Source organism: Psychrobacillus sp. (assembly GCF_032154225.1).
Classification (GTDB): domain Bacteria; phylum Bacillota; class Bacilli; order Bacillales_A; family Planococcaceae; genus Psychrobacillus.
In genome coordinates, this window is the sequence record NZ_JALDYF010000005.1 from 63922 (window position 1) to 86217 (window position 22296).

At 37.9% G+C, this 22296-nt stretch carries 20 protein-coding genes and 1 pseudogene; 2 read left to right on the forward strand and 19 right to left on the reverse strand.

Features of this window, described 5'->3' with window-relative positions; translation table 11 throughout:
• Nucleotides 1-564 precede the first annotated feature (564 nt).
• From hpf to RUH95_RS09025, 4 genes are all read right to left on the reverse strand, one after another.
• Nucleotides 565-1122, reverse strand: coding sequence for a ribosome hibernation-promoting factor, HPF/YfiA family (hpf, locus tag RUH95_RS09010; RefSeq protein WP_313892530.1), 558 nt, complete (start codon nucleotides 1120-1122; stop codon nucleotides 565-567).
• Nucleotides 1123-1233: 111 nt separating this feature from the next.
• Nucleotides 1234-1614, reverse strand: a complete 381-nt coding sequence (locus RUH95_RS09015) for a PilZ domain-containing protein (protein WP_313892531.1) — start codon at nucleotides 1612-1614, stop codon at nucleotides 1234-1236.
• Between the two features lie 153 nt (nucleotides 1615-1767).
• A complete protein-coding gene (locus tag RUH95_RS09020) occupies nucleotides 1768-2259 on the reverse strand; it encodes a C40 family peptidase (protein ID WP_313892532.1) in 492 nt (163 codons plus the stop codon).
• A 155-nt stretch (nucleotides 2260-2414) separates the two neighbouring features.
• On the reverse strand, nucleotides 2415-4103 hold the full coding sequence (locus tag RUH95_RS09025) for a methyl-accepting chemotaxis protein (protein ID WP_313892533.1): 1689 nt from the start codon (nucleotides 4101-4103) through the stop codon (nucleotides 2415-2417).
• 155 nt (nucleotides 4104-4258) lie between these two features.
• Between RUH95_RS09025 and RUH95_RS09030 the strand changes: the two genes are divergently transcribed.
• A complete protein-coding gene (locus RUH95_RS09030) occupies nucleotides 4259-5050 on the forward strand; it encodes an SDR family oxidoreductase (RefSeq protein WP_313892534.1) in 792 nt (263 codons plus the stop codon).
• Between the two features lie 43 nt (nucleotides 5051-5093).
• Here the strand turns inward: RUH95_RS09030 and RUH95_RS09035 are convergent, their stop codons facing one another.
• The 13 genes and pseudogenes from RUH95_RS09035 to RUH95_RS09095 form a co-directional block, all read right to left on the reverse strand.
• The gene (locus RUH95_RS09035) at nucleotides 5094-5939 is read right to left on the reverse strand and encodes a VOC family protein (RefSeq protein ID WP_313892535.1); all 846 of its coding nucleotides are present in this window, start codon (nucleotides 5937-5939) and stop codon (nucleotides 5094-5096) included.
• Nucleotides 5940-6121: 182 nt separating this feature from the next.
• Nucleotides 6122-7054: pseudogene (locus RUH95_RS09040) on the reverse strand (threonine ammonia-lyase); the annotation flags it as partial.
• Between the two features lie 92 nt (nucleotides 7055-7146).
• Nucleotides 7147-7725: a 3-isopropylmalate dehydratase small subunit gene (gene leuD, locus RUH95_RS09045; protein ID WP_313892536.1), complete on the reverse strand. Its 579-nt coding sequence runs from the start codon at nucleotides 7723-7725 to the stop codon at nucleotides 7147-7149.
• Between the two features lie 12 nt (nucleotides 7726-7737).
• The gene (leuC, locus tag RUH95_RS09050; RefSeq protein WP_313892537.1) at nucleotides 7738-9147 is read right to left on the reverse strand and encodes a 3-isopropylmalate dehydratase large subunit; all 1410 of its coding nucleotides are present in this window, start codon (nucleotides 9145-9147) and stop codon (nucleotides 7738-7740) included.
• A gap of 19 nt (nucleotides 9148-9166) precedes the next feature.
• Nucleotides 9167-10267, reverse strand: coding sequence for a 3-isopropylmalate dehydrogenase (gene leuB, locus RUH95_RS09055; RefSeq protein ID WP_313892538.1), 1101 nt, complete (start codon nucleotides 10265-10267; stop codon nucleotides 9167-9169).
• Nucleotides 10268-10474: 207 nt separating this feature from the next.
• Nucleotides 10475-12019 (reverse strand): 2-isopropylmalate synthase, encoded by a 1545-nt coding sequence (locus RUH95_RS09060; protein WP_313892539.1) that lies wholly within the window; start codon nucleotides 12017-12019, stop codon nucleotides 10475-10477.
• Nucleotides 12006-13040 (reverse strand): ketol-acid reductoisomerase, encoded by a 1035-nt coding sequence (gene ilvC, locus RUH95_RS09065; protein WP_313892540.1) that lies wholly within the window; start codon nucleotides 13038-13040, stop codon nucleotides 12006-12008. Before ilvC ends, RUH95_RS09060 begins: the two co-directional genes overlap by 14 nt.
• A gap of 77 nt (nucleotides 13041-13117) precedes the next feature.
• Complete coding sequence (gene ilvN / locus RUH95_RS09070) at nucleotides 13118-13633, reverse strand: acetolactate synthase small subunit (RefSeq protein ID WP_313892541.1); 516 nt, start codon at nucleotides 13631-13633, stop codon at nucleotides 13118-13120.
• Nucleotides 13630-15351, reverse strand: coding sequence for an acetolactate synthase large subunit (ilvB, locus tag RUH95_RS09075; protein WP_313892690.1), 1722 nt, complete (start codon nucleotides 15349-15351; stop codon nucleotides 13630-13632). The genes ilvN and ilvB overlap by 4 nt, the downstream gene beginning before the upstream one ends.
• Before the next feature lie 530 nt (nucleotides 15352-15881).
• On the reverse strand, nucleotides 15882-17549 hold the full coding sequence (gene ilvD, locus RUH95_RS09080; RefSeq protein ID WP_313892542.1) for a dihydroxy-acid dehydratase: 1668 nt from the start codon (nucleotides 17547-17549) through the stop codon (nucleotides 15882-15884).
• A 357-nt stretch (nucleotides 17550-17906) separates the two neighbouring features.
• Complete coding sequence (locus RUH95_RS09085; RefSeq protein ID WP_313892543.1) at nucleotides 17907-18338, reverse strand: hypothetical protein; 432 nt, start codon at nucleotides 18336-18338, stop codon at nucleotides 17907-17909.
• A 159-nt stretch (nucleotides 18339-18497) separates the two neighbouring features.
• Nucleotides 18498-20186 (reverse strand): methyl-accepting chemotaxis protein, encoded by a 1689-nt coding sequence (locus RUH95_RS09090; protein WP_313892544.1) that lies wholly within the window; start codon nucleotides 20184-20186, stop codon nucleotides 18498-18500.
• A gap of 27 nt (nucleotides 20187-20213) precedes the next feature.
• Nucleotides 20214-20942 carry a C40 family peptidase gene (locus tag RUH95_RS09095; protein WP_313892545.1) on the reverse strand — a complete coding sequence of 243 codons (729 nt, stop codon included), beginning with the start codon at nucleotides 20940-20942 and terminating at the stop codon, nucleotides 20214-20216.
• A 172-nt stretch (nucleotides 20943-21114) separates the two neighbouring features.
• On the opposite strand from RUH95_RS09095, the gene RUH95_RS09100 reads away from it, so the two are divergent.
• Entirely contained in the window at nucleotides 21115-21471 is a 357-nt protein-coding gene (locus RUH95_RS09100; RefSeq protein WP_313892546.1) for an SCP2 sterol-binding domain-containing protein, read from the forward strand.
• Nucleotides 21472-21511: 40 nt separating this feature from the next.
• Here RUH95_RS09100 and fliT read toward each other — a convergent pair whose 3' ends face one another.
• On the reverse strand, nucleotides 21512-21871 hold the full coding sequence (gene fliT, locus RUH95_RS09105; RefSeq protein ID WP_313892547.1) for a flagellar protein FliT: 360 nt from the start codon (nucleotides 21869-21871) through the stop codon (nucleotides 21512-21514).
• Nucleotides 21871-22269, reverse strand: a complete 399-nt coding sequence (gene fliS / locus RUH95_RS09110) for a flagellar export chaperone FliS (RefSeq protein ID WP_313892548.1) — start codon at nucleotides 22267-22269, stop codon at nucleotides 21871-21873. Before fliS ends, fliT begins: the two co-directional genes overlap by 1 nt.
• Between the last annotated feature and the right edge of the window lie 27 nt (nucleotides 22270-22296).

Below are 22296 nucleotides of genomic sequence, written 5' to 3' on the forward strand. Positions count from 1 at the left end.
TCCAACAAGCTTTTTTCGGTCATCATATGGCAAATGTTTGCTTTTACTCGCCAGAAACTTCTGTGCCAAGTTGTTAAATACTTTTGACAATGGGAGAAGCAAGTCTCATTCTATTTAGTAAGTGGGTCGCCAAAGATACAATTTTGGCGACTCTTTGAAGATTTTAATAAATCGGCACTTCTATATTTGAACATAAAGTGGAGAAGTAGATGACAAATTTACTTCGTACGAAAAGTAGCTCTGAACTTCTTCCTCTTACATGAAAGAGCTTAAATAGAAAGAACATGCATACACCCCCATAAGCAGGATGGATTTATTGAAAAACGGCGACTCTTGTGGGAACATTGCGAGCTGAAAGCCCCGCAAGAAAGACACTGGCTAAACTTTATTTGACCAGTGTCTTTGCGATGAGGAGATTGAAGCCGCATCCCACGGAAAGCGCATGCTTGTAACGAAATCCACTCCACCGTAACCCCTGTGTTCATGGAACATTTCTCTATACTTTCAAAAAAAGAGGTAATCCTAAAACTTTTGTTTTAGGATCAACCTCTTTTGACATACTTATTAGTTTGTTTCGATTAGACCATATTTTCCATCTTTACGCTTGTAAACGATATTAGTGCCGTTTGACTCAGCATCTGTAAAGATAAAGAAACTATGCCCCAACATATTCATTTGTAGTACAGCTTCTTCATGATCCATTGGTTTAAGATCAAATTGCTTTGTACGTACAATATTATACTCTTCTTCATCAGGCGAAACTACTGGAGCATCTGGTGCATCTACTGTAGCGAAATAAGTTGCAACTCCCTCACGTTCACGGAATTTACGATTTACTTTTGTTTTATATTTACGGATTTGACGTTCTAATTTATCTACGATCAAATCTACCGCAGCATACATATCTGCATTTCTTTCTTCTGCACGTAGAGTTAAGTTTTTCATTGGAATCGTTACTTCCACTTTTGTATGTTTGTCGTGGTACACTTTCAAATTTACATTAGCAGTTGCTTGGATTTCTTCACTGAAATAACGGTCTATTTTCTCGATTTTCCCCTCGATATGCTCTCGAATTGCAGGAGTCACCTCAAGATTTTCTCCGCGAATATTAAAGTTTAGCATGTTAACTCCTCCTTTAATTGTAACTCTATATATATGTTTCTACACGCCGGTTCAAATATCCTTCTTTTTATAAAAAAGTTTTTTATTATTTGTCGAAATTTGTCCTATTTCTCATTTTTCTGAATCATGCTCTTTTTTACTTCGCATTTTAAGCTCGCTAATAATCAATTGTTCACTTTCAGCATCACCTACTAACTGTATACCATATTCGACTCCATCCATCTTTCGACGTGACCAGATAAATTCTCCTAACATCGAAATCGGTGTTTCGTCTAATGTGAAGTTTATTTCGACATGTTTTATTTTATCGATTGCAATATGTAATTCTGAAAAAACTCGTAAACCACTTGGACTTATGTCAATAAGGAAGCATTTTCCCTGCTTCGACATTTCTGCCGTTGAGCCTTCATTTGCATCTTTTATTAACCGAAAAGTTGCTTCGCACGGTTCACCAAATGTATATCGAAAGTATTCGTTTCGTTTATAAATCATTTATATGCTTCTCCTTTCCATTACAGTAATCATTTGTTTCATGTTCGACTTTCTTCCATTATGATAAAGTATCACAAACTTTTCAATCTATTTGTAAAGAGAAAATAAAAATGCCCTACCGTATAAAATACGGTAAAGCATTTATGTGTATGTTTAGTTTGAAGCTACTGTTACATTCGCTACTCGTTTAGCGCCAATATAACGGCTACCCCAGTAATATGGATCGTTCAAGTTATCAATTTTTACACCTTTTGATGTAGATGAATGAATGAACTTGCCACCACCTATGTATATACCAACGTGTGATACGCCTTTTCCTGTTGTGTTAAAGAAAACTAAATCTCCAGAAATTAAATCGCTCTTATCTACATTTGTTCCAGTGCCATACATACTAGATGAATCTCTTGGAAGATTAACTCCTGCATCATCAAACACATAATTTACATAGCCTGAGCAATCAAATCCTGCTATAGTTGTCCCGCCACTACGATATTTAGTACCTATTAAGTTTTTAGCTGTTGCTTCTAATTCTGTTGAATTCACGGCACTTGATGCTTCAGCATTTCCTACGAAAGGTGCTGTAACTAAAATAATTGATAATCCAAATATAGTAATAATTTTATGTGTCATAGACTTTAAGTTCATTGTGGTCCTCCAAAGGGCTTAAGTTTTCTGATAAATTAACTAAATTCATCTTAACACGGAATAGAACGTTTTAATTTTACAGTTGTGTTACAAAATCATTACAAAGGACAAAACATCAAAAATCGCAAGCAGTCTAAATGACTACTTGCGATTTTTTATATACTAAAACGTGCTGTTGAAGTTTCCAAAATAGTCGCTTGTTCCCTTACTTCATTTACGAGGTCTGAAAAAAATCCAATCGTTTCCACATTTGTCTGAAGCAATGCGAGTGTTTGTTCCATATGTGTCGTGTTTTCTTCAATGGATTCCGTCAGAGCAAAAATAAGCTTTTCAGAAATGCCCTTTTCCTGTTCAATCGCAATAATCGAGCTTGCCATATGTTCGTTTTGATTTTTCGATTCATGAATAAAAGCGATAATCGTATCAAACTTTTCATGGAGCAACTGAAATGTTACAGCATTGTTTTTAGAAGTTTTGAGGCCTTCTGCAAACACCTTTTCCATAACATGTCCTTGCAAAGTAATCGACTTCGAAATTTCATGGATTGTATATGCCGTTACGGAAACTTCATCTGCCAATTTTTTCACTTCTCCCGCGACTACTGCAAATCCTTTTCCATGTTCACCAGAGCGTGCCGCCTCAATTCCAGCGTTCAAAGCAAGCAAATTCGTTTGTTTCGAAATAGATTGCACAATAGATGTCATTCGTGCAATTTCCTCTGTTCTCTCCTGTAATAAGTGCCGCTCCTTATCAGCAGCCTTAAACAATGTGCGTAATCTTGCAGTTTCTTTTGCTGCAAGCATCATCGCTTCTGCACTCTCATCTGTTACTTCTATAACAACTGCGGAATGTTTATCCAACTCTACCGCCGCTCTAGTTACCTCAGAAAACGTCCGGGAAAATTCCTCTAAAAATGCTTTAATTTCAATTGTTGCGTCTTTTTGTTCTAGCATATTGTCACTAACCTGATAAATTGATTGTTGGACAATATTAGCACTGTCAACCGTATCATGGGAATACTTATTTAAAATAGCACTGTCTTTACTTAACTTTTCAGCAGTTTGTTGAATCATATGTACAATATTCGTTAAATTATTTTTCATTTCATTCATTGCTTTGGAAACTTCCCCTATTTCGTCTTTTGTCGAAATCACGATAGGTTTAACTAATAAATTCCCTTTCGAAATTTCCTTTGCAGATGAAGCAACATATACTAACTGCTCACGTATTTGACGATTCGTTAACACTACTAAAAGCAATGATATAAGTGCAGCAATGCAAAAAGAAGTTACTACGACAATCATCATAATTCTTTGACTTGTATTCATACTCGAAATAATGATTTGTCTATTTTTAGATTCCTCTTGCCTCGCGACTTCTAGCATAGTCGTTAATTGGATTTGTTTTTCATTGATTGACTGTAGCTGCCTACGCTTGGCCACGCTTTTTTTATTTTCAACCGACTCTTTTAAATTTGTTTCAAATGTAGTTTGTATACTACTTAGCGTTTGTGTGAAGAGCTTCCAATCTATACTATCTATACGGCTACTTGCATTCACTACAAGCTTTTCAATACTTTCCTTTTTAGTTTCATATTCTTTGTTGTATTCAGGTAAAGGATCTCCAGCAAAATGGGAAATTGCAATATATAAATTTGCTACTTCTGCACGCAAAATATCCGCATTTTCTACAATCTCCGAAGATTTTTCTAGCTTATCAGATAGTTTTTGATTATGTAAAACTTGTAAGACTAATATAACGACCATCACGCCAAACATTAAAAAAGAACTACTCAATGCTAATAAATACTTCATTCGTATTGGAATACTAGACCACTTTTTCATAGGTATCATGACCTCCCAAAAGAAATATAGCATATGACTTTCTTGGAAAGTGGCAATTTTCATAGTCTTAACAGTCCCTTTACAATTCTTCACATAAGACAAATCTGAATATTCAATGTACATTATAAGAAGCATGGAAAGAAAGGAAGTTGAATATGGATTTAGGTTTATCAAATAAACGAGTAATTGTTACAGCATCTAGTAAAGGATTAGGAAAAGCTACTGCACTTCAATTTGCAAAAGAAGGAGCAAAAGTGCTTATTTCTAGCAGAAATGAAGAAGATTTAAAGAAAACTGCCGAGGAGCTAAAGATTGCAAGTAACAATCTAGAAATCTACTACGCTGTATGTGATGTGACAAACGAAAACGACATTTATCGACTTTTCGAAACAGCAACCGCTAAATTAGGCGGAGTCGATATTTTAGTAAATAATGCAGGAGGTCCTAGTCCTGGCAGTTTTGCACAAGTAACTGACGACGATTGGTACACTGCTTTTGAAAAAAATCTATTAAGCTATATTCGTTCGATTCGTTTAGCCCTTCCTTATATGAAAGAACAAAATTTCGGCAGAATCGTCAACATCTCCTCGTCCTCAACAAAAGAGGTTTTGGATGGTCTTATTTTGTCGAATACATTCCGATTAGGGATGGTTGGTCTTTCGAAAAGTATTGCACGTGAATACGCTGCACATAATATACTCATCAACACAGTTGGCCCTGGAAGAATTCAGACCGATCGTATTACAGAGCTTGATCAAATCATAGCAGATAAAAAGAATGTATCAATTGAAGAAGTACAAGAAAATATAAAACAAACAATTCCCATAGGTAGATATGGAGACCCTAAGGAATTTGCAAATATTATTGCATTTTTATGTTCAGAGGCAAATACATATATGACTGGACAAAATTTAGTAGTAGATGGTGGTGCACTGAAGGCGTTATAAATAAAAAGAGAGTATCTCCCATTTCAGAGACACTCTCCTTTCATTATTTTACGATTAATTTAACTTTATTTTGTGAAGGATCTTTTGTGATATAAATTCCGTTTTCTTCCACAACTGACGCGTCCATTGCTTTTAAGTTTTCAATTGCTGCATTTCGCTCTTCATTGCCTGGGTACACTAATGTGAATGCTTCCATCCCAACGATATTTTCCGCTGCTGCAGGTGCTCCTTCTCCATTCCATGTATTCATCCCAATATGGTGATGATATTTTCCCGTTGCCATGAACAACGCACCTGGATATGGTGTAATTAATGCAAAGCCAAGTGCACGATAAAATGCTTCAGCTGTTGCAAGATCAGCTACATGTAAATGAATATGTCCCATAACAGTGTCCTCTGGTAACCCAGTCCATTTTTTACTAGCTCCAGCTGCTAATACTCCTTGTGCATCAATTGGATCCGTCGCCATAGTTACAAAATCATTACTCCATGTCCACTCTGTATCCGGGCGATCTTGATAAATTTCAATTCCGTTTCCATCGGGATCGTTTAAGTATAAAGCTTCACTTACTAAATGGTCTGCAGAACCAACTGGAATGCGTAGCTCGATAAAATGCTTCAGTATTGCGCCTAAATCTTGTCGGCTTGGTAATAATAATGCGAAGTGATACAAGCCCGTCGTTTTTCGTTGCTTTGGCTCAATATTAGCAGGCTGCTCAATAGATACTAATGCCGTTTTTCCGTCTGCTGTAAGCAATGCTTTATTCGCGTTTTTTTCTAATACTTTAAATCCAATAACATTTTCGTAAAAACTTAGTGATCGCTCTAGGTCCAATACTTTTAGTTCAACTAATTCTACATACGTATATGGTTTATTATGATATTTCATTTTTATAGCCTCCATTTATATTAGTTACTTTTCGTAAGTAATTATATTTTAGTTAGTTAATGATGTCAAGTAACTTAATTAGTGAAGAATTGAACGAATCACAAATTCAACAGCTCAAATCGCAAGCTCATCCATTTTCCACGAAAAAAAATCCACTAGCCTTCATCGACTAGTGGACTTCCTTATATATATTTCGCTAACGGAACTTGCGACGCTAGTTGTTGGCATTCAACCAGTTTGCTGACATCCAAGTTACCTCCACTAACGATTACTCCGATATTTTGAGCTGAAGACGGTATATGGTTATTTAACACTGCGGCAACAGCAGCTCCGGCCGCTCCTTCAATAAGCGATTTTTCTCGTTCTAACATAAGTAAAATTGCTGACGCAATTTCTTGCTCAGACACAGTGATAACATCGTCTACGAATGATTGAATAATATCCATCGTTAACTTGCCGGGCACTTTCACATTAATTCCCTCTGCAATCGTCTTGCCTTGAAAAGGGGTGACAGATGCCTTCTTACCATTAACGCTAAATGCAATAGCTTGTGCATTAATCGTTTGTACGCCTATTACACGAATTTCTGGCCTTGTTGATTTCACAGCAAGCAGTGTACCTGCTAGTAAGCCTCCACCACCAGCAGGCACAACGATCGTATCGAGCTCTGGACATTGTTGCAGCATTTCCATTACAACTGTCGCTTGCCCTTCAATCACCGCTAAATCATCAAATGGATGAATGAACGTGGCACCTGTACGAAGTTGTTCTTCTCTTGCTGCAATATATGCTTCATCAAAATTTTGTCCGACAAGCTTGACAGTTGCACCATATCCTTTTGTTGCGTTCACTTTCGCAACGGGAGTTCCAATCGGCATAAAAATCGTGACTGGTGCATTTCGTTTCGTTCCAGCGTACGCAACTCCTTGTGCATGATTGCCTGCAGAGGCTGCGATTAACCCTTTTGCACATTCTGCGTCCGTTAATTGCGATATTTTATTCATTGCGCCTCTAATTTTAAATGAACCCGTTTTTTGCATGTTTTCCATTTTGAAAAACAATTGCTTTCCAGTTAATTCATTAAAGGTAGTCGATTGCTTACACGGTGTCCGATGAACGAATTCCGTTACTTTTTCAAATGCTTGATATAAGCCTACAGTGTCGTATGAATTCCCAACAAAACCATCTCCTAATTAGCTCGATTTTTTTATGCTTTTACTTTTTGCTCATAAGCGCTTATTTGTTCCTCATACTGAATCGTCAAAGAAATTTCATCCCAACCATTTAATAGCATTTTCTTTTGGTAAGGATCAATTTCGAACGAATAAACAACGCCATCTGTTCCTGTTAACGTTTGATCTTCTAAATTTACTTCTACGCTATACACTTCTTTTTGAAGAAGTGTTTCAACTTCCCCAATCTCCAACTTAATAGGAAGAATGCCGTTTTTCATGCAGTTATTATAAAAAATATCTGCAAAGCTCGGCGCTATTACTACTCGGAAGCCATAATCTAAAATCGACCATGGAGCATGTTCGCGTGAAGAACCACATCCAAAGTTTTCATGCGCAACGAGTATAGTTGACTGTTTATAACGCTTGTCATTTAATATAAAATCACACAGTGGATTGCCTTCTGCATCGAAGCGCCAGTGATAGAACAAATATTGACCGAATCCTGTGCGCTCGATTCTTTTTAGAAATTCTTTCGAAATAATTTGATCTGTATCTACGTTTTTTTGGTTCAAAGGTGTTATAACGCTTTTTATTTTATTAATAGGCTCCACAGTGTTTCCTCCTTAAGCATTAACTAGTTGAAATGTTCGAATGTCTACAAGATGTCCTTCGATAGCTGCTGCTGCTGCCATTGCTGGACTCATTAAATGTGTTCTAGATCCCGCACCTTGGCGACCTTCAAAATTACGATTCGATGTGGAAGCACAACGTTCACCCGCTGGTACAACATCATCGTTCATCGCAAGACACATACTACAACCTGATTCACGCCATTCAAATCCTGCATCAAGGAAAATTTTATCCAAACCTTCTTCTTCTGCTTGTTTCTTCACTGTTTGTGAACCTGGAACAACAATTGCTTGAACAGTTGGATGCACTTTATTGCCTTCCACAACACTTGCTGCTGTGCGCAAATCGCTTAAGCGAGCATTTGTACAAGAACCGATAAATACATGTTGGATTTCGATATCAGTTAAAGCCATACCCTCTTCTAACCCCATATAAGCAAGTGCTTTTTCATGTGCTTGCTGATCACTAGCTTCAGAAAAGTCTTGTTTAAACGGCACTTGATTCGTAATACCTGAACCCATGGAAGGATTTGTCCCCCAAGTAACGAAAGGCTCGATTTCATCTGCTGAAATTTCAACGGTTTTATCGTAAGTTGCGCCTTCATCCGTTGCTAAAGCTAACCAACGTGCTGCTTCTTTTTCAAATGCTTCCCCTGTTGGAACATGCTCGCGACCTTTTAAGAAGTTAACAGTTGTTTTATCAGGGCTTATTAAACCTGCACGAGCTCCTGCTTCAATCGACATATTACAAATCGTCATACGCTCTTCCATCGTAAGATTTCGAATAGCTTCACCCGTATATTCCACGATGTAACCAGTACCCATATCTATTCCGAACTTTGAAATAATCGCAAGAATAATATCTTTTGCAGCTACTCCAAATCCAAGCTTACCAGTCACTTTAATTTCCATCGTTTTTGGTTTTGCTTGCCACAATGTTTGAGTAGAAAGAACATGCTCTACTTCACTCGTTCCAATACCGAAAGCAATTGCACCAAATGCACCGTGTGTAGATGTATGACTGTCACCGCAAACGATCGTTTTCCCTGGTTGTGTTAGTCCGAGCTCTGGTCCAATAATATGTACGATCCCTTGGTCTGGATGGTCCATATTCGCAAGTGGAATGCCAAACTCCTCACAGTTTTCTTGAAGCGTATTAATTTGTTTGCGAGCGATTAAATCTTTAATCTGTTCTCTATTTCGAGTCGGTACATTATGATCCATTGTCGCGTAGCAAAGGTCCGGACGTCGGACTTTACGATTATTTAATCGCAATCCTTCAAAAGCTTGAGGAGATGTTACTTCATGGAGCAAGTGTAGATCGATATAGAGTAGATCTGGCTTTCCTGCTTCCTCATGTACAATATGTTGTTCCCAAATTTTCTCAATAATCGTTTTTGCCATTTAGTTTCTCTCCCTTTAGTTAGACATACGAAAACATAATGCTGTCAGAGACAAATTCCGAGTCTAATTCTTCTAATACTTTTGCTGTCCAATCTGTTGTAGAAAGGGCTTTTTTTCCTTTAACTTGCAAGTCACTTGTGAAATTACCATCATTCAATACGCAAAATACTGCTTCTTCTACAGCAGATGCTTCTGTTTCCAAATGAAAAGCTTCTCGCAGCATCATAGCTACTGACAAAATTGCCGCCGCTGGATTCGCGACATTTTTCCCTGCAATATCAGGTGCAGAACCGTGAATTGGTTCGTATAAACCGAATCCATCCGCACGAGTACTAGCAGATGGTAGCATTCCAAGTGATCCTGTAATAACCGATGCTTCATCGCTTAAAATATCGCCAAACATATTTTCCGTTACAATAACATCAAATGCAGAAGGGTTTGTAATTAACTTCATCGCAGTAGAATCGACAAGCATATGCTCCACTTTTACATCTGGATAACCTTGCTTTTTCTCTTCCACAATTTCTCTCCATAATTTACTTGTATCAAGTACATTTGCTTTATCTACGGAAGCTAACTTCCCTCTACGACTTCTTGCTAACTGGAATGCAGTATCTAAAATCCGTTCAATTTCCTCACGCGTATACACAAGTGTGTCTAGTGCATGATCCTTCGTTTTTTTACGTGGTTCGCTAAAATATAAGCCACCTGTAAGCTCACGAACGATAACTAAATCAACCGCCTCCGCCACTTCTTTCTTTAGAGGAGAAGCATCAAGTAATGCCGGAATTGCTTTAACAGGACGAATATTTGCAAAAAGACCTAACTGCTTACGAATAGCTAGCAAACCCTTTTCTGGTCGTAAATGAGATGGGTTTTGATCCCATTTCGGCCCACCAACTGCACCTAAAAGAACCGCATCACTTTGATTGCATAAGTTAATCGTTTCTTCTGGCAGTGGATTTTCACAAGCATCAATTGCTGCTCCACCAATAAGTGCATATTGAAGATGAAACGTATGATTGTATCGTTTCTCAATTGCTTGAAGCACTTTAACTGCTGCTTCTGTCACTTCTGGACCAATTCCATCTCCTGGTAATACCGTTATCGTTTTCTCCATCTCATTCACTCCTGTTTTTTTGTCTAGACTTCAGTCGCCAGCTGCTCGAGGTCAAATGTGAAATTACTCCGGCGGCTGAAGAACTGCCTCCTGGGCCCGCACGAAGCGGGTCATGTCTGCTTTGCCACAGGATGTGGCGCACTTTGCAGACCTAACCTCATCCCCATTTGCTAGTCGCAGCTAAACGGCGCCTTCCGCTTTTCTCCTTTATTGTCCTACTGGCACTTTCTCCTGATAATGTGCTTTTATAATTTGTCTGTTAATAGCGTTTAAATAAGCTTTGGCAGAAGCTTCTAATACGTCCTGTGAAGCATTGCGTCCTGTTGAAATGACATCATTATAACTTAAGTTAATAACAGCTTCCCCAAGTGCATCTCTTCCTCTACTTACAGAAGACACTCGGTAGTCTAAAATACGTACCGTCCCTTTGACAAGCTTTTCAAGTGTGTTGAAAATTGCTTCCACCGAACCAGCTCCTGTAGAAGAAACAACTTCGATTTCGCCAGTTGGTGTTTTCGCTTGAACAGTAGCGGTTGGAATATTTGCTGTGCCGTACTGTACTTGAACACTCTCCAGTTCATACACTTCTACTTCGGATGTTTGTACTTGTTGATCTGTTAATAAAACAAATAAATCATCATCCGTAATTTCCTTCTTACGGTCAGCTAACTTTTTAAATGCAACAAACGCTGCGTTTATCTTCTCTTCACTTAATTGGAAGCCCATTTCTGCTGCTCTGCTTGAAAATGCATGACGTCCTGAATGCTTACCTAAAACAAGTTCAGTAGCTACATCTCCAATTAAAGCAGGTGTAATAATTTCATACGTTTCTGGATTTTTCAACATACCATCTTGATGAATACCTGATTCATGTGCGAAAGCATTTTTTCCGACAATTGCTTTATTTGGTTGAACAGCAACACCCGTTAACTTACTAACAAGCTGACTCGTACGCTTCGTTTCTTTTAAAACAATCCCTGTTTCCGTCTGGTAATAGTCTTGACGAATATGAAGAGCTACTGCAATTTCTTCCAGTGCAACATTACCAGCACGCTCGCCGATTCCGTTAATCGTTCCTTCTACTTGTGTTGCACCATTTTCAATAGCTGCAAGTGTATTCGCAGTTGCCAAACCTAAGTCATCATGACAATGTGCAGAAAGCTTCACTTTTTCAATGCCATTAACGTTTTCTGTTAAATACTTAAACAAGGCACCATACTCAAGTGGTGATGCATATCCTACCGTATCTGGTACGTTAATCGTTGTTGCACCAGCTTTAATGACTTCATTCATAATACGAACGAGAAAGTCTTTATCTGAGCGAGTCGCATCTTCTGCAGACCATTGAACAAGTGGAAAGTATTTTTTCGCTAATTTTACTGATTCAACAGCTAGCTCAATTACTTGTTCTGGCGTTTTGTTTAACTTATATTGCATGTGGATTGGGGATGTAGCGATAAAAGTGTGTAAATGTGGTTGCGCTCCTCCTTTTAAAGCTTCCCAAGACGTTTCAATATCACTTTTAATCGAACGAGCCAAACCTGTAACAATTGAGTTTTGCACTGTATTTGCAATTAGTTTAACTGCTTCAAAATCACCAGGAGAAGAAGCAGGAAAACCTGCTTCAATTATAGTGACTCCGTACTTTTCAAGCTGACGAGCAATTTCTAATTTTTCTTGCGTATTTAGATTAATACCTGCGGATTGTTCTCCGTCACGTAGAGTTGTATCAAATATGTCAATTTTGCCCACTGCTGACCACTTCTTTCTTCACTTGTTTTTTACCTTCATTGATGAATGGCATCATTTCACGAAGTTTTGCACCAACAACCTCGATTTGATGTTCCGATTCTGCTTTTTTAATCGCATTGTATTTTGGACGATCTGTTTCGTTTTCTTTAATCCATTCTCTCGCAAATGTTCCGTCTTGAATGTCTGTTAAAACTTCTTTCATACGGTCTTTTACAGAAGAATCGATAATACGTGGTCCTGAAACAAAATCTCCCCACTCTGCTGTATCTGAGATAGAAGAACGCATTGTCGCCATTCCACCTTCGTACATTAAGTCAACGATCAGCTTCAATTCATGTAAAGTTTCAAAGTAAGCAAGCTCTGGTTGATACCCAGCTTCTACTAATGTTTCGAAACCAGCTTTTACAATTGCAGTTGTACTACCACAAAGTACTGCTTGCTCTCCGAATAAATCTGTTTCTGTTTCTTCTTTAAATGTCGTTTCCAACACTCCAGCACGCGCTGCTCCAATTCCCTTTGCATACGCTAATGCCGTTTCTTTTGCGTTGCCAGTTGCATCTTGGTATACAGCGAATAATCCTGGTACCCCTGCTCCTGCTTCAAACGTTCTACGCACTAAATGACCTGGTCCTTTAGGCGCCACTAGGAATACATCCACATCTTCTGGAGGAACAATTTGATCGAAATGTACGTTAAAGCCATGTGCGAAAACTAGAGATTTTCCAGCAGTTAATGCTGCTTGAATTTCCGCTTCATATACCGCTTTTTGTCTTTCGTCTGGCAATAAAATCATAATAACGTTTGCTTTTTCAGCAGCTTCTTTTACCGAATATACTTCCAATCCATCTTCTTTTGCTTGATCAAAAGATTTTCCAGCACGAATACCAACTACTACATTAAATCCTGAATCCTTTAAGTTTTGCGCATGTGCGTGACCTTGAGATCCGTAACCAATAATTGCGATTGTTTTATCCTGTAAAATTCCTTCATTGATATCTCCGTTATAATACATTTTTGCCATTGTCATTTCCTCCTCGAATTTGGGTTATAAAAAATATATAAAAAGTATAAACTTTGTTACTCAGCATCAGTCTAGCATTAGTGTAAAATGGATAACTGTGGCGTATGAACCTTTTGCGTTTCTCGAACAAATGCCGTAACGCCAGTTCTTGTTAACTCTTTAATACCATATGGTTTAAGCAAATCGATAAACGCATCGATTTTTTCTGGATTACCTGTTACTTGAAAAGTCACAACATTTTTTCCAGTATCAATTGTGTAAGCTCTGAATGGTTCGACAATACTATTTATTTCCGACCTTACAGCTGGTGGTGCAACAACTTTCACAAGCGCTAGCTCCCTCACAACAATCGACTTCTCTGAAATGTCATTCACTTTTAATACATCCACTTGTTTTTGTAGCTGCTTTAACAACTGTTCTAGCTTTTGCTCATCTTCCACATGTACGACAAATGTCATTTTAGATATTTGTGGCTGTTCCGTATGCCCTACTGTAATGCTCTCAATATTGAACTGACGTTTCATGAGCAAGCCAGTAACACGATTTAGGACACCACTTTGATTTAAAACCGTTACAGTAATAATGCGTTTCATTCTGGCTTCACCCCAATCATTTCATGTAACCCTTTTCCTGGAGGGATCATTGGATAGACACATTCTTTTTGAACTACTCGGCAATCGATTAATACTGGTTCATCGGAAGCAAGTGCTTCTTTTAAAATTGTTTTTGCTTCTTCAAATGTTTCGATTTTGTAGCCTTTCAAATCATACGCTGCTGCTAGTTTCACAAAATCGGGTTGTACTGATATTAAAGATTGAGAATAACGTTCTTCATAAAATGTTTCTTGCCATTGTCGAACCATCCCTAAACATTCGTTGTTCAAAATGATTACTTTTACCGGAATTCGTAACTCTTGTAATAGGGACAACTCCTGAAGTGTCATTTGAAAACCTGCATCTCCAACAATGGAAATAACTTGTGCGTTTGGCTTTGCAAGCTGTGCGCCAATTGCTGCTGGGAAACCAAAGCCCATCGTGCCAAGACCACCAGAAGTTACCCAATTATGTGGATGATTGAATTTATAATATTGTGCTGTCCACATTTGATGCTGACCTACATCCGTTGTTACGATTGCATCCCCATTTGAATATTCATGTATAAGCTCGACCACTTGTTGAGGTAGAAGTCCTCTTTCTTCGCTCGCTTCATAAAACAAAGGATATTCTTCATTCCAAGCATATAAATTTTCTTTCCACTCTTCTGTATTACCAGCAGGAGCGTCTTGTTCGAGTAAAGCAGATAATGCTTCTTTCGCATCTGCTACGATTGGAATTTCTGTTGGAACGTTCTTCCCAATTTCAGCTGGATCTATATCAATGTGAATTACTTTTGCATTCGGTGCAAAGTAAGCTAAATTTCCTGTTAAGCGATCATCGAATCTTGCTCCGACATTTATGAGCACATCACATGTTTGGATTGCCATATTCGCCGTGTACGTTCCGTGCATTCCCGCCATTCCTAGGAATAATGGATGATCTCCTACGATACTTCCAAGCCCTAATAATGTGTTCGTTACAGGAATTTGATATTTCTCAGCGAAACTTACAAGCTCATTCGTTGCTTGTGCAAATAAAACACCTGCACCTGCGAGAATAAGTGGTTGCTTAGCAGTTGAAATTGCTTTCATCGCTTTTTGAATTTGTAAAAAATTCGGCGTTGTCGTCGGTTGATACCCTGGAAGATTCACCTCTTCAATTAAATCTTCCGTTGAAACAAACATGCCTGTTGCCATATTTTTCGGAATATCTACGACGACTGGTCCTGGACGACCTGTGGAAGCAATGTGAAAAGCTTCGTTAATAATTCTAGGCAAATCTGCTACATCTTTAATTTGATAATTATGTTTTGTAATTGGCTGTGTAATTCCGATAATATCCGCTTCTTGAAAAGCATCTGTTCCAATGACAGTAGTAGCAACTTGACCTGTAAATACAACTAGTGGAATCGAATCCATCATCGCATCGGCAATACCCGTTACTAGATTCGTTGCACCTGGACCAGATGTTGCAATAACAACTCCGACTTTCCCAGACACACGTGCATATCCTTCTGCTGCATGGATTGCACCTTGTTCATGGCGTGCAAGAATATGCTTGATTGGATTTTTGTGTAGTGCATCATAAATTGGTAACACTGCTCCACCTGGATAACCAAAAACTACTTCAACTTGATGTCTTTTCAACGTTTCAATTAAAACATCTGCTCCATCCAACTGTTTCGGAACTTCAACCGTTTCGGGTTCTTCATACATTTGTTCTGCTTCTTCTAAGCCCATTTTCATCATTACTTCCTCCTTTTACTCAAATCGTCCAGATTTACAGAAATGCGTATGGCGCCCGCTTTGCCGCGACAGAGTTCTTCTGCGACGAGCTCGCGCAGGAGCAAATTGACATTCGACCTCGAGCGGCAGGCGCCTGGAGTCTAGACAGTAACTGTATAGACTCTTGTTACTTTTTTTATCTCTATATAAAAAAGAAAAGAATCTCATCCCACACAAAAAAACATAGTTCTTTTGTATAGGGATGAAATTCTTTTCATGGTACCACCCTAGTTCGTAGCGCAACCGCTACCTCGCAGATAACCGACAGTTGCCGACTATCCATTTTTAACGAGAGTAGTTAGTCACTACACCCGGAAGTATCTAAAAGGTTTCCCGTTCAACACTCCACTCCGAGGGGATGTCGCTAAAGGTTGTATTGCCGGTTCGCAGCTACACCAGCTCTCTGTAAATACAAGTTTCCTTTAGCTTTTGCCTCATCAATGATTTATAGTATGAAATTTTCAGATTTTCATAACTCCACCTGTGCTCGCTGATGTTACGAGCTTTGAATATCTTGCTAAATACCCTTTTTTGATTTTCGGTTCAAACGGTTTTAAATTTTCTTTGCGTCTTGCTAACTCTTCTTCACTCACTTGCAATTCTATTGTTCTATTTGTTAAATCAATAGAGATAATATCATCATTTTCAACTAAAGCTATTGGTCCACCATCTGCAGCTTCTGGAGAAATATGTCCAATGGAAATTCCTCTAGATGCTCCTGAAAATCTTCCATCAGTTATGAGGGCCACTTTTGTTCCAAGTCCGCGACCTTGAATCGCTGATGTTGGAGCAAGCATTTCTGGCATCCCTGGTCCACCTTTTGGACCCTCATATCGAATGACAACTACATGGCCTGCTTGAACAGTGCCATTATCAATTGCTTCTTGTGATGCTTCTTGTGATTCAAATACAATTGCTTTCCCAGTGAATTCTTTAATGGAAGGATCAACTGCCCCTACTTTGATCACTCCACCTTCTGGAGCAATATTTCCAAATAAGACGGATAAACCACCTACTGGACTATACGGATTTTCTTTCCGACGTATTACTTGATCATTTGTAATCTCTGATTCTTTTACATTTTCATAAAGTGTTTTCCCTGTAATCGTCATGCGTTCCGGATGAACAGCTCCTGGAATCTCACAAAGTTCTTTTATTATTGCACTAACTCCTCCTGCAAGATGTACATCATGCATAGAGTAATCAGAAGCTGGCATTATTTTTGATAAATAAGGAATTCTTTTTGCTACTTCATTAATTTCTCTTACGTTATATTCGATTTCAGCTTCATGTGCGATAGCAAGTGTATGTAAAACCGTATTTGTTGAACCACCCATTGCCATATCAAGTGCAAATGCATCATCAATCGTTTCTTTCGTAATCAAATCTCTCGGTTTCACATCTTCTTTTACCATGCGTACAAGATGTTTTGCTGCTTCTTTAATAAGGCGATGACGCTCATCCGAAGTTGCAACAATCGTCCCGTTACCTGGCAATGCAACACCAAGCATTTCCATTAAAGCGTTCATCGAGTTTGCTGTGAACATTCCTGAGCATGAACCACATGTCGGACATGCATTCTGTTCAATATCTAGCAATTGTTCTGCTGTCATTGTTCCTGATTTATAAGAACCAACACCTTCAAAAACGGAAGTAAGCGAAAGTTGCTTACCATCTGCTGAAGTTCCAGCTTCCATGGGTCCACCTGATACAAATACAGATGGGACATTCGTTCTTACGGCCGCCATAAGCATTCCCGGCGTAATTTTGTCACAGTTCGGAATGTAGAACACCCCATCGAACCAGTGAGCGTTAATAACTGTTTCTGCTGAGTCTGCAATGAGCTCTCGACTCGGAAGTGAATATCTCATTCCGATATGTCCCATTGCAATTCCATCATCTACACCAATTGTGTTGAATTCAAATGGAATTCCTCCTGCTTCACGAATAGCTTCCTTAACGACCTCTGCAAATTTATTTAAGTGCATATGGCCAGGAATAATATCAATATATGAGTTACAAACTCCGATAAACGGTTTATCTAAATCTTTTGTTTTAACACCTGTTGCATAAAGTAAGCTGCGGTGTGGGGCGCGATCTACGCCTTTTTTTATCATGTCACTTCTCAATTTCAATCGCTCCTATACTTTCCGCTTTTGTACCATTTAGCTTCGCATTTTTACTTTTTAATTCTTTAGTAGTTTGTGAATTTTCACACAATCTTTTATATATTGTTGTTATCATATCGTCTTTAAAATGCTTCGTCAACAGTCTTTTTTATAATTATCAGTCAGTTTAGAATATTCTATTATAGTGTAACCGTTTTCATTAGCGATATATCGCATTTTGCATGCGGGAAAAATATTTGTGAACTTTTTGTAAATTTGAAGTGTGGACCCGTGATTAGATGGCTGCACCAATAATCGAATGGCTCCCCCCAAGAATTCCATAAAAAAAGACTCTTCTCATTTTTAGAGAAAAGTCTTTTACCATATATTCGGTTTGGCAACCATAAACCAAAGCATGACCAACAATAAAAAAATATATTGCCACACAGAACGGCGTAGCCTTCGCACAAGTTCGTCTACATCGATTAATCCATTCTGAAATCGTCTAATATTCGGCCTAAACGCTCTTGCTAAAAAAAACACCGATCCAAACATAACAACAATCGTCATAATGACCCAAGACGTAGTCCATGGCCAATTCCCTTGCCATACTAATAAAACACCAGAACCGACCAAAACATGCCCTGCATGCTTCACAATTCGTATCGCCGCTTGAAAAATTTCTATTTGACTATTTAATGCCTCTTCACTTTTCCCCTTCATCCTATTTAATAAAGGAAATAGAACAAAAAAAGGTCCGATGGAAAGAATTGCACTTATGACATGTGTATATATGATAAATGAATACATATAATCATCCCCTACAACTAGTATACGATATTTCAATAGCACGATTTGTGTCAACTTGAGAAACTTTGTATCATAATTAGGGAGAAAATAAGGGGGCTCCCTAGTTACAAAAGGCTTCAATTCGTTATATATACGAATTGAAGCCAAATCTATTATTTATTAAAGTTTAAAATGACTTACTTCATTTTGAAGTCGTTCTGCCAAATCTGCTAATGCTTGTGCATTCGAAGAAATTTCTTCATTTGCAGCAAGCTGTTCTTCCGTTGCAGCACTTGTATCATTTGCACCATCAGCAGCTAGTGAAGCTAAGCGCTGTACTTCAAGCGATCCCTCTGAAACGGATTCAGCCATTGCTTGAATTTGTTCGATTGCAGCGGAAGTAGATTCTACTTTTACACCTACACCACCAACAGCCGATTCGATTTCTTTAAATACTTGAAGCGATTCCGTAGTCTTCGCTAGTCCCTCTTCTACTCTGTCTCCACCAATTGTAATTGCTTTCACAGCATCACTAGAAGCAGATTGAATCACTTGTACCATCGTTTCAATTTCAGAAGCTGAGTTTTTCGATTGCTCCGCAAGCTTTCGAACTTCTTCTGCTACAACCGCAAAGCCCTTGCCATATTCACCAGCACGAGCAGCCTCAATCGCCGCATTTAATGCCAATAAATTCGTTTGTTCTGAAATAGCGGTGATTAAAGAAGTAACTGTTTGAATTTCCTCTGAATGCTTCGCCATATTATTCATAATCTCAGTCGTATCTTTAAATGTCGTATGAATCGTATCCATTTGGTTTGCAACATCTGATACAACTGCCGAACCTTTTTTCACTAATTTCGTTACATCATCTGCTGCATGTAGCATTTCTTCATTACCAACTGAAATCTGTCCAACCCCTTGCGACAGCTCCGTCATGGAGTTAACAGAAGTATCCATATGACGTACTTGTTCTTCACTCGTCGCCATTTGAGCCTCTGCTGATTTTGCTACCATTTGAGAAGATGCTAAACTTTCCTCTGAACTTGCTGAAAGCTCTTCTGCATTCGCCGCAAGTTGCATAGAAGAATCTCTAACACTTGTTACAATATTACGCAAATCGCTAGACATACGGTTGAACGTAGTCGCCATATCACCGATTTCGTCTTTATTTTTAATATGAATAGATTCAACTGCTAAGTTCCCATTTGCAATCTCTGCAAGCCCTGCTGTAACCTTTTTAACTGGATTCGCAATACTTTTGCTAATAAAGTAAGATACAACAACACCGATTAATATGCCGGCAATGGCTAGTATAACGATGAAAGTAATGCCACCAGTTTCATAGCCTTGTACCTCTACTCGCGTAGCTTCCATATCATCACGCATAAATTGTTCAATATCACCTAAAATTTTCATCATATCTGCATTTATTGTTTTCGCGTCTGCCGAAAGTTTCTTAACTTTCATATCTTCTTTGCTCTGTTTAGCGACGATTATTTCTTCATTTTTTGCACCATATGCCCCAATTTTCTTATCCAATTCATCCATCATTGCTAATGTTTCGGAAGAATATAATTTACTTCTTAGTTCTGCTGCATATTTTTTTACTTCTTCTTGATTTTCAAGAATACTTTTACGAGAAGCGTCAGTTGTAAACAATAAGTAATCAAGAGAACTTCTTGATCCTTCTTTTTGGGCAAGTTCAATCTCATTTACTAAACTAACCTTTACAGTTTGATCATCCAATAAAAATTTATATTTATCACTAACATTTATCAATGTCCAAGTTGAAAAAACAGAAACTAATATTAATAGTAATAAGACTGCTGAAAATCCTAACCACATCTTTTTTGCAATTGTAAATTTCACAAAATAACCCCTTTTTTCTTATCTCATTTATAATTCTAATAAACTTACAGAATGAAATCTTTTAAAACCGACAAAATGTTCCTTCCAATAAACCGAATCGAGCTTCGCTTTCTCAACGCCTTTTGTGCCAGCGTGTATAAACTCATTGTCCCCTAAGTATATCCCCATATGGGAAATGCCTTCTTTATATGTATTTTCGAAAAACACAAGATCCCCAGGTACAGGATTTGCTACCGTTGCACTTTCTAAAAAATAAGATTCACTGCTTTTTCGAACAATATCCAACCCAGCTTGTGAATGCATATAATAAATAAATCCACTACAATCGAAGCCTTCTACTGTATTTCCAGCATACAAATAAGGGATTCCTTCCATTATAGGACCTAATCCAAGAAGCACTTCATAAGCAGCTCGTCCTTTTTCAGATAAAGGCTTTGCTTCATCTATTAAAGGATACGTGATGCTTTCTACCTTAGTCTCTGGAACCTTCACGACAGTTTCCGTTTTTGGTTTAACAACTACTGGCGGTTTAGCTGGAGCCTTTCCACTTGTCATTTTTACAATAATTTTCTGCTTTACATAAATGCTATCTAACTTAATCTTGTTCCAAGCCCTTAGATCATTCACACTAACTTTATGCGTTTTCGCTATTTTAGTTAATGTATCGCCTTTTTGCACTTCATATAATGTATTAGCACTTGCAGTTGCTGAAAATGAAAGAAACAATATACCGGACAAAACTACTTTTTTTATCATGCTACTCTCTCCTTCTAATAGACTACTTATTTCATATTATCACTTATTGCACATAATCTCACTATTATTTTAGTAAAGAAATTCCTTGAAAATAATACTCGTAAAATAATGAAACATATGTCATGATTAAAAATGAATAACTATTCATTTACTCTGAGGGAGATGGCTTCATATGGCAACAATTGATCATTTAAACATGCAAGAAATTTGGAGTTTAATAGAAAATACAATGAATGAAAATTCTACACCTTTTCAAAATGAAAACATTCACTACCAATTCAACTTAACAGGTGACGACGCTTGTGTACGTCAGCTCATTTTATCTAATGGAATTGCAACAATTTCAGAAGATGTGTCTACAGAAGCCAACTGTACATTAGCATTAAGCACAAAAGACTTTAAGAAATTAATCACCGGAGATTTAAATAGCACAACTGCATTTATGTTTGGGAAATTGAAAGTCGACGGTAGTTTAGGACTGGCGTTGAAGCTTGAAGGACTGTTGAAGGAATATGTGTTTGAGGGATAAAAAAACATCCACTTTCTGTAAAAGAAAGTGGACGTTTTTTTCATTTTTTATTATCAAAATACATACCATCGATTGATTGAGTAGCAGCATATGGATTTGTATAAGAATTTTCTTTTCGTTTCATTTCTTGTAAACCGCGAATATCAACCTTCACAGCATCCATTACTTTTTCCAAACGTTCACTAATCCCACGATCCAACTCATGTAAATGATCCGTTAGAGGATGTGCTTGGAGCTCTAATTTATCCATGCTAGCCAAAGCTTGAATAGTTACTTCACGCTCGTCCAAAAGAACATCAATTTGATCGATAAAATCATCTCGCTCATTTTCTCCAGGTATCGTCGTTAAATGAGAATAAAGCTTTTCAGATGCTGCTAAAAAGTTTTCCAATACACCCATTATATTTGATCTCCAGTAAACTGTCTTTGGCGATTCATCGAAATGACTTGCTTCCAAGTATCACGAAATTCCGTCACATAGCCCTCTACTTCTGCAATTATTTCTACGGAGTTTTGAATGTTTGCTTCTATGAGACGGTGATTCATATACTCATACATTTGCATCATAGACTTAGAAATCTCAATATTCATATTAAGCGTCACCATGAGCTCTTGAATAATATTTTGTGCCTTTTGCAAGTTAATGTTTTTTTCTTGAATATCCTTTTCAGCAATCGCAATTTTTGCTTTTCCTAAAAACTTCAGACATCCATTATAAAGCATTAACGTCAACTCTCCAGGCGAAGCCGTACTCACGCTATTATTTTTATAAGCTTGGTGAACCGATTGTGCTGCCAATATGATACAACTCCTTTTTCTATTACC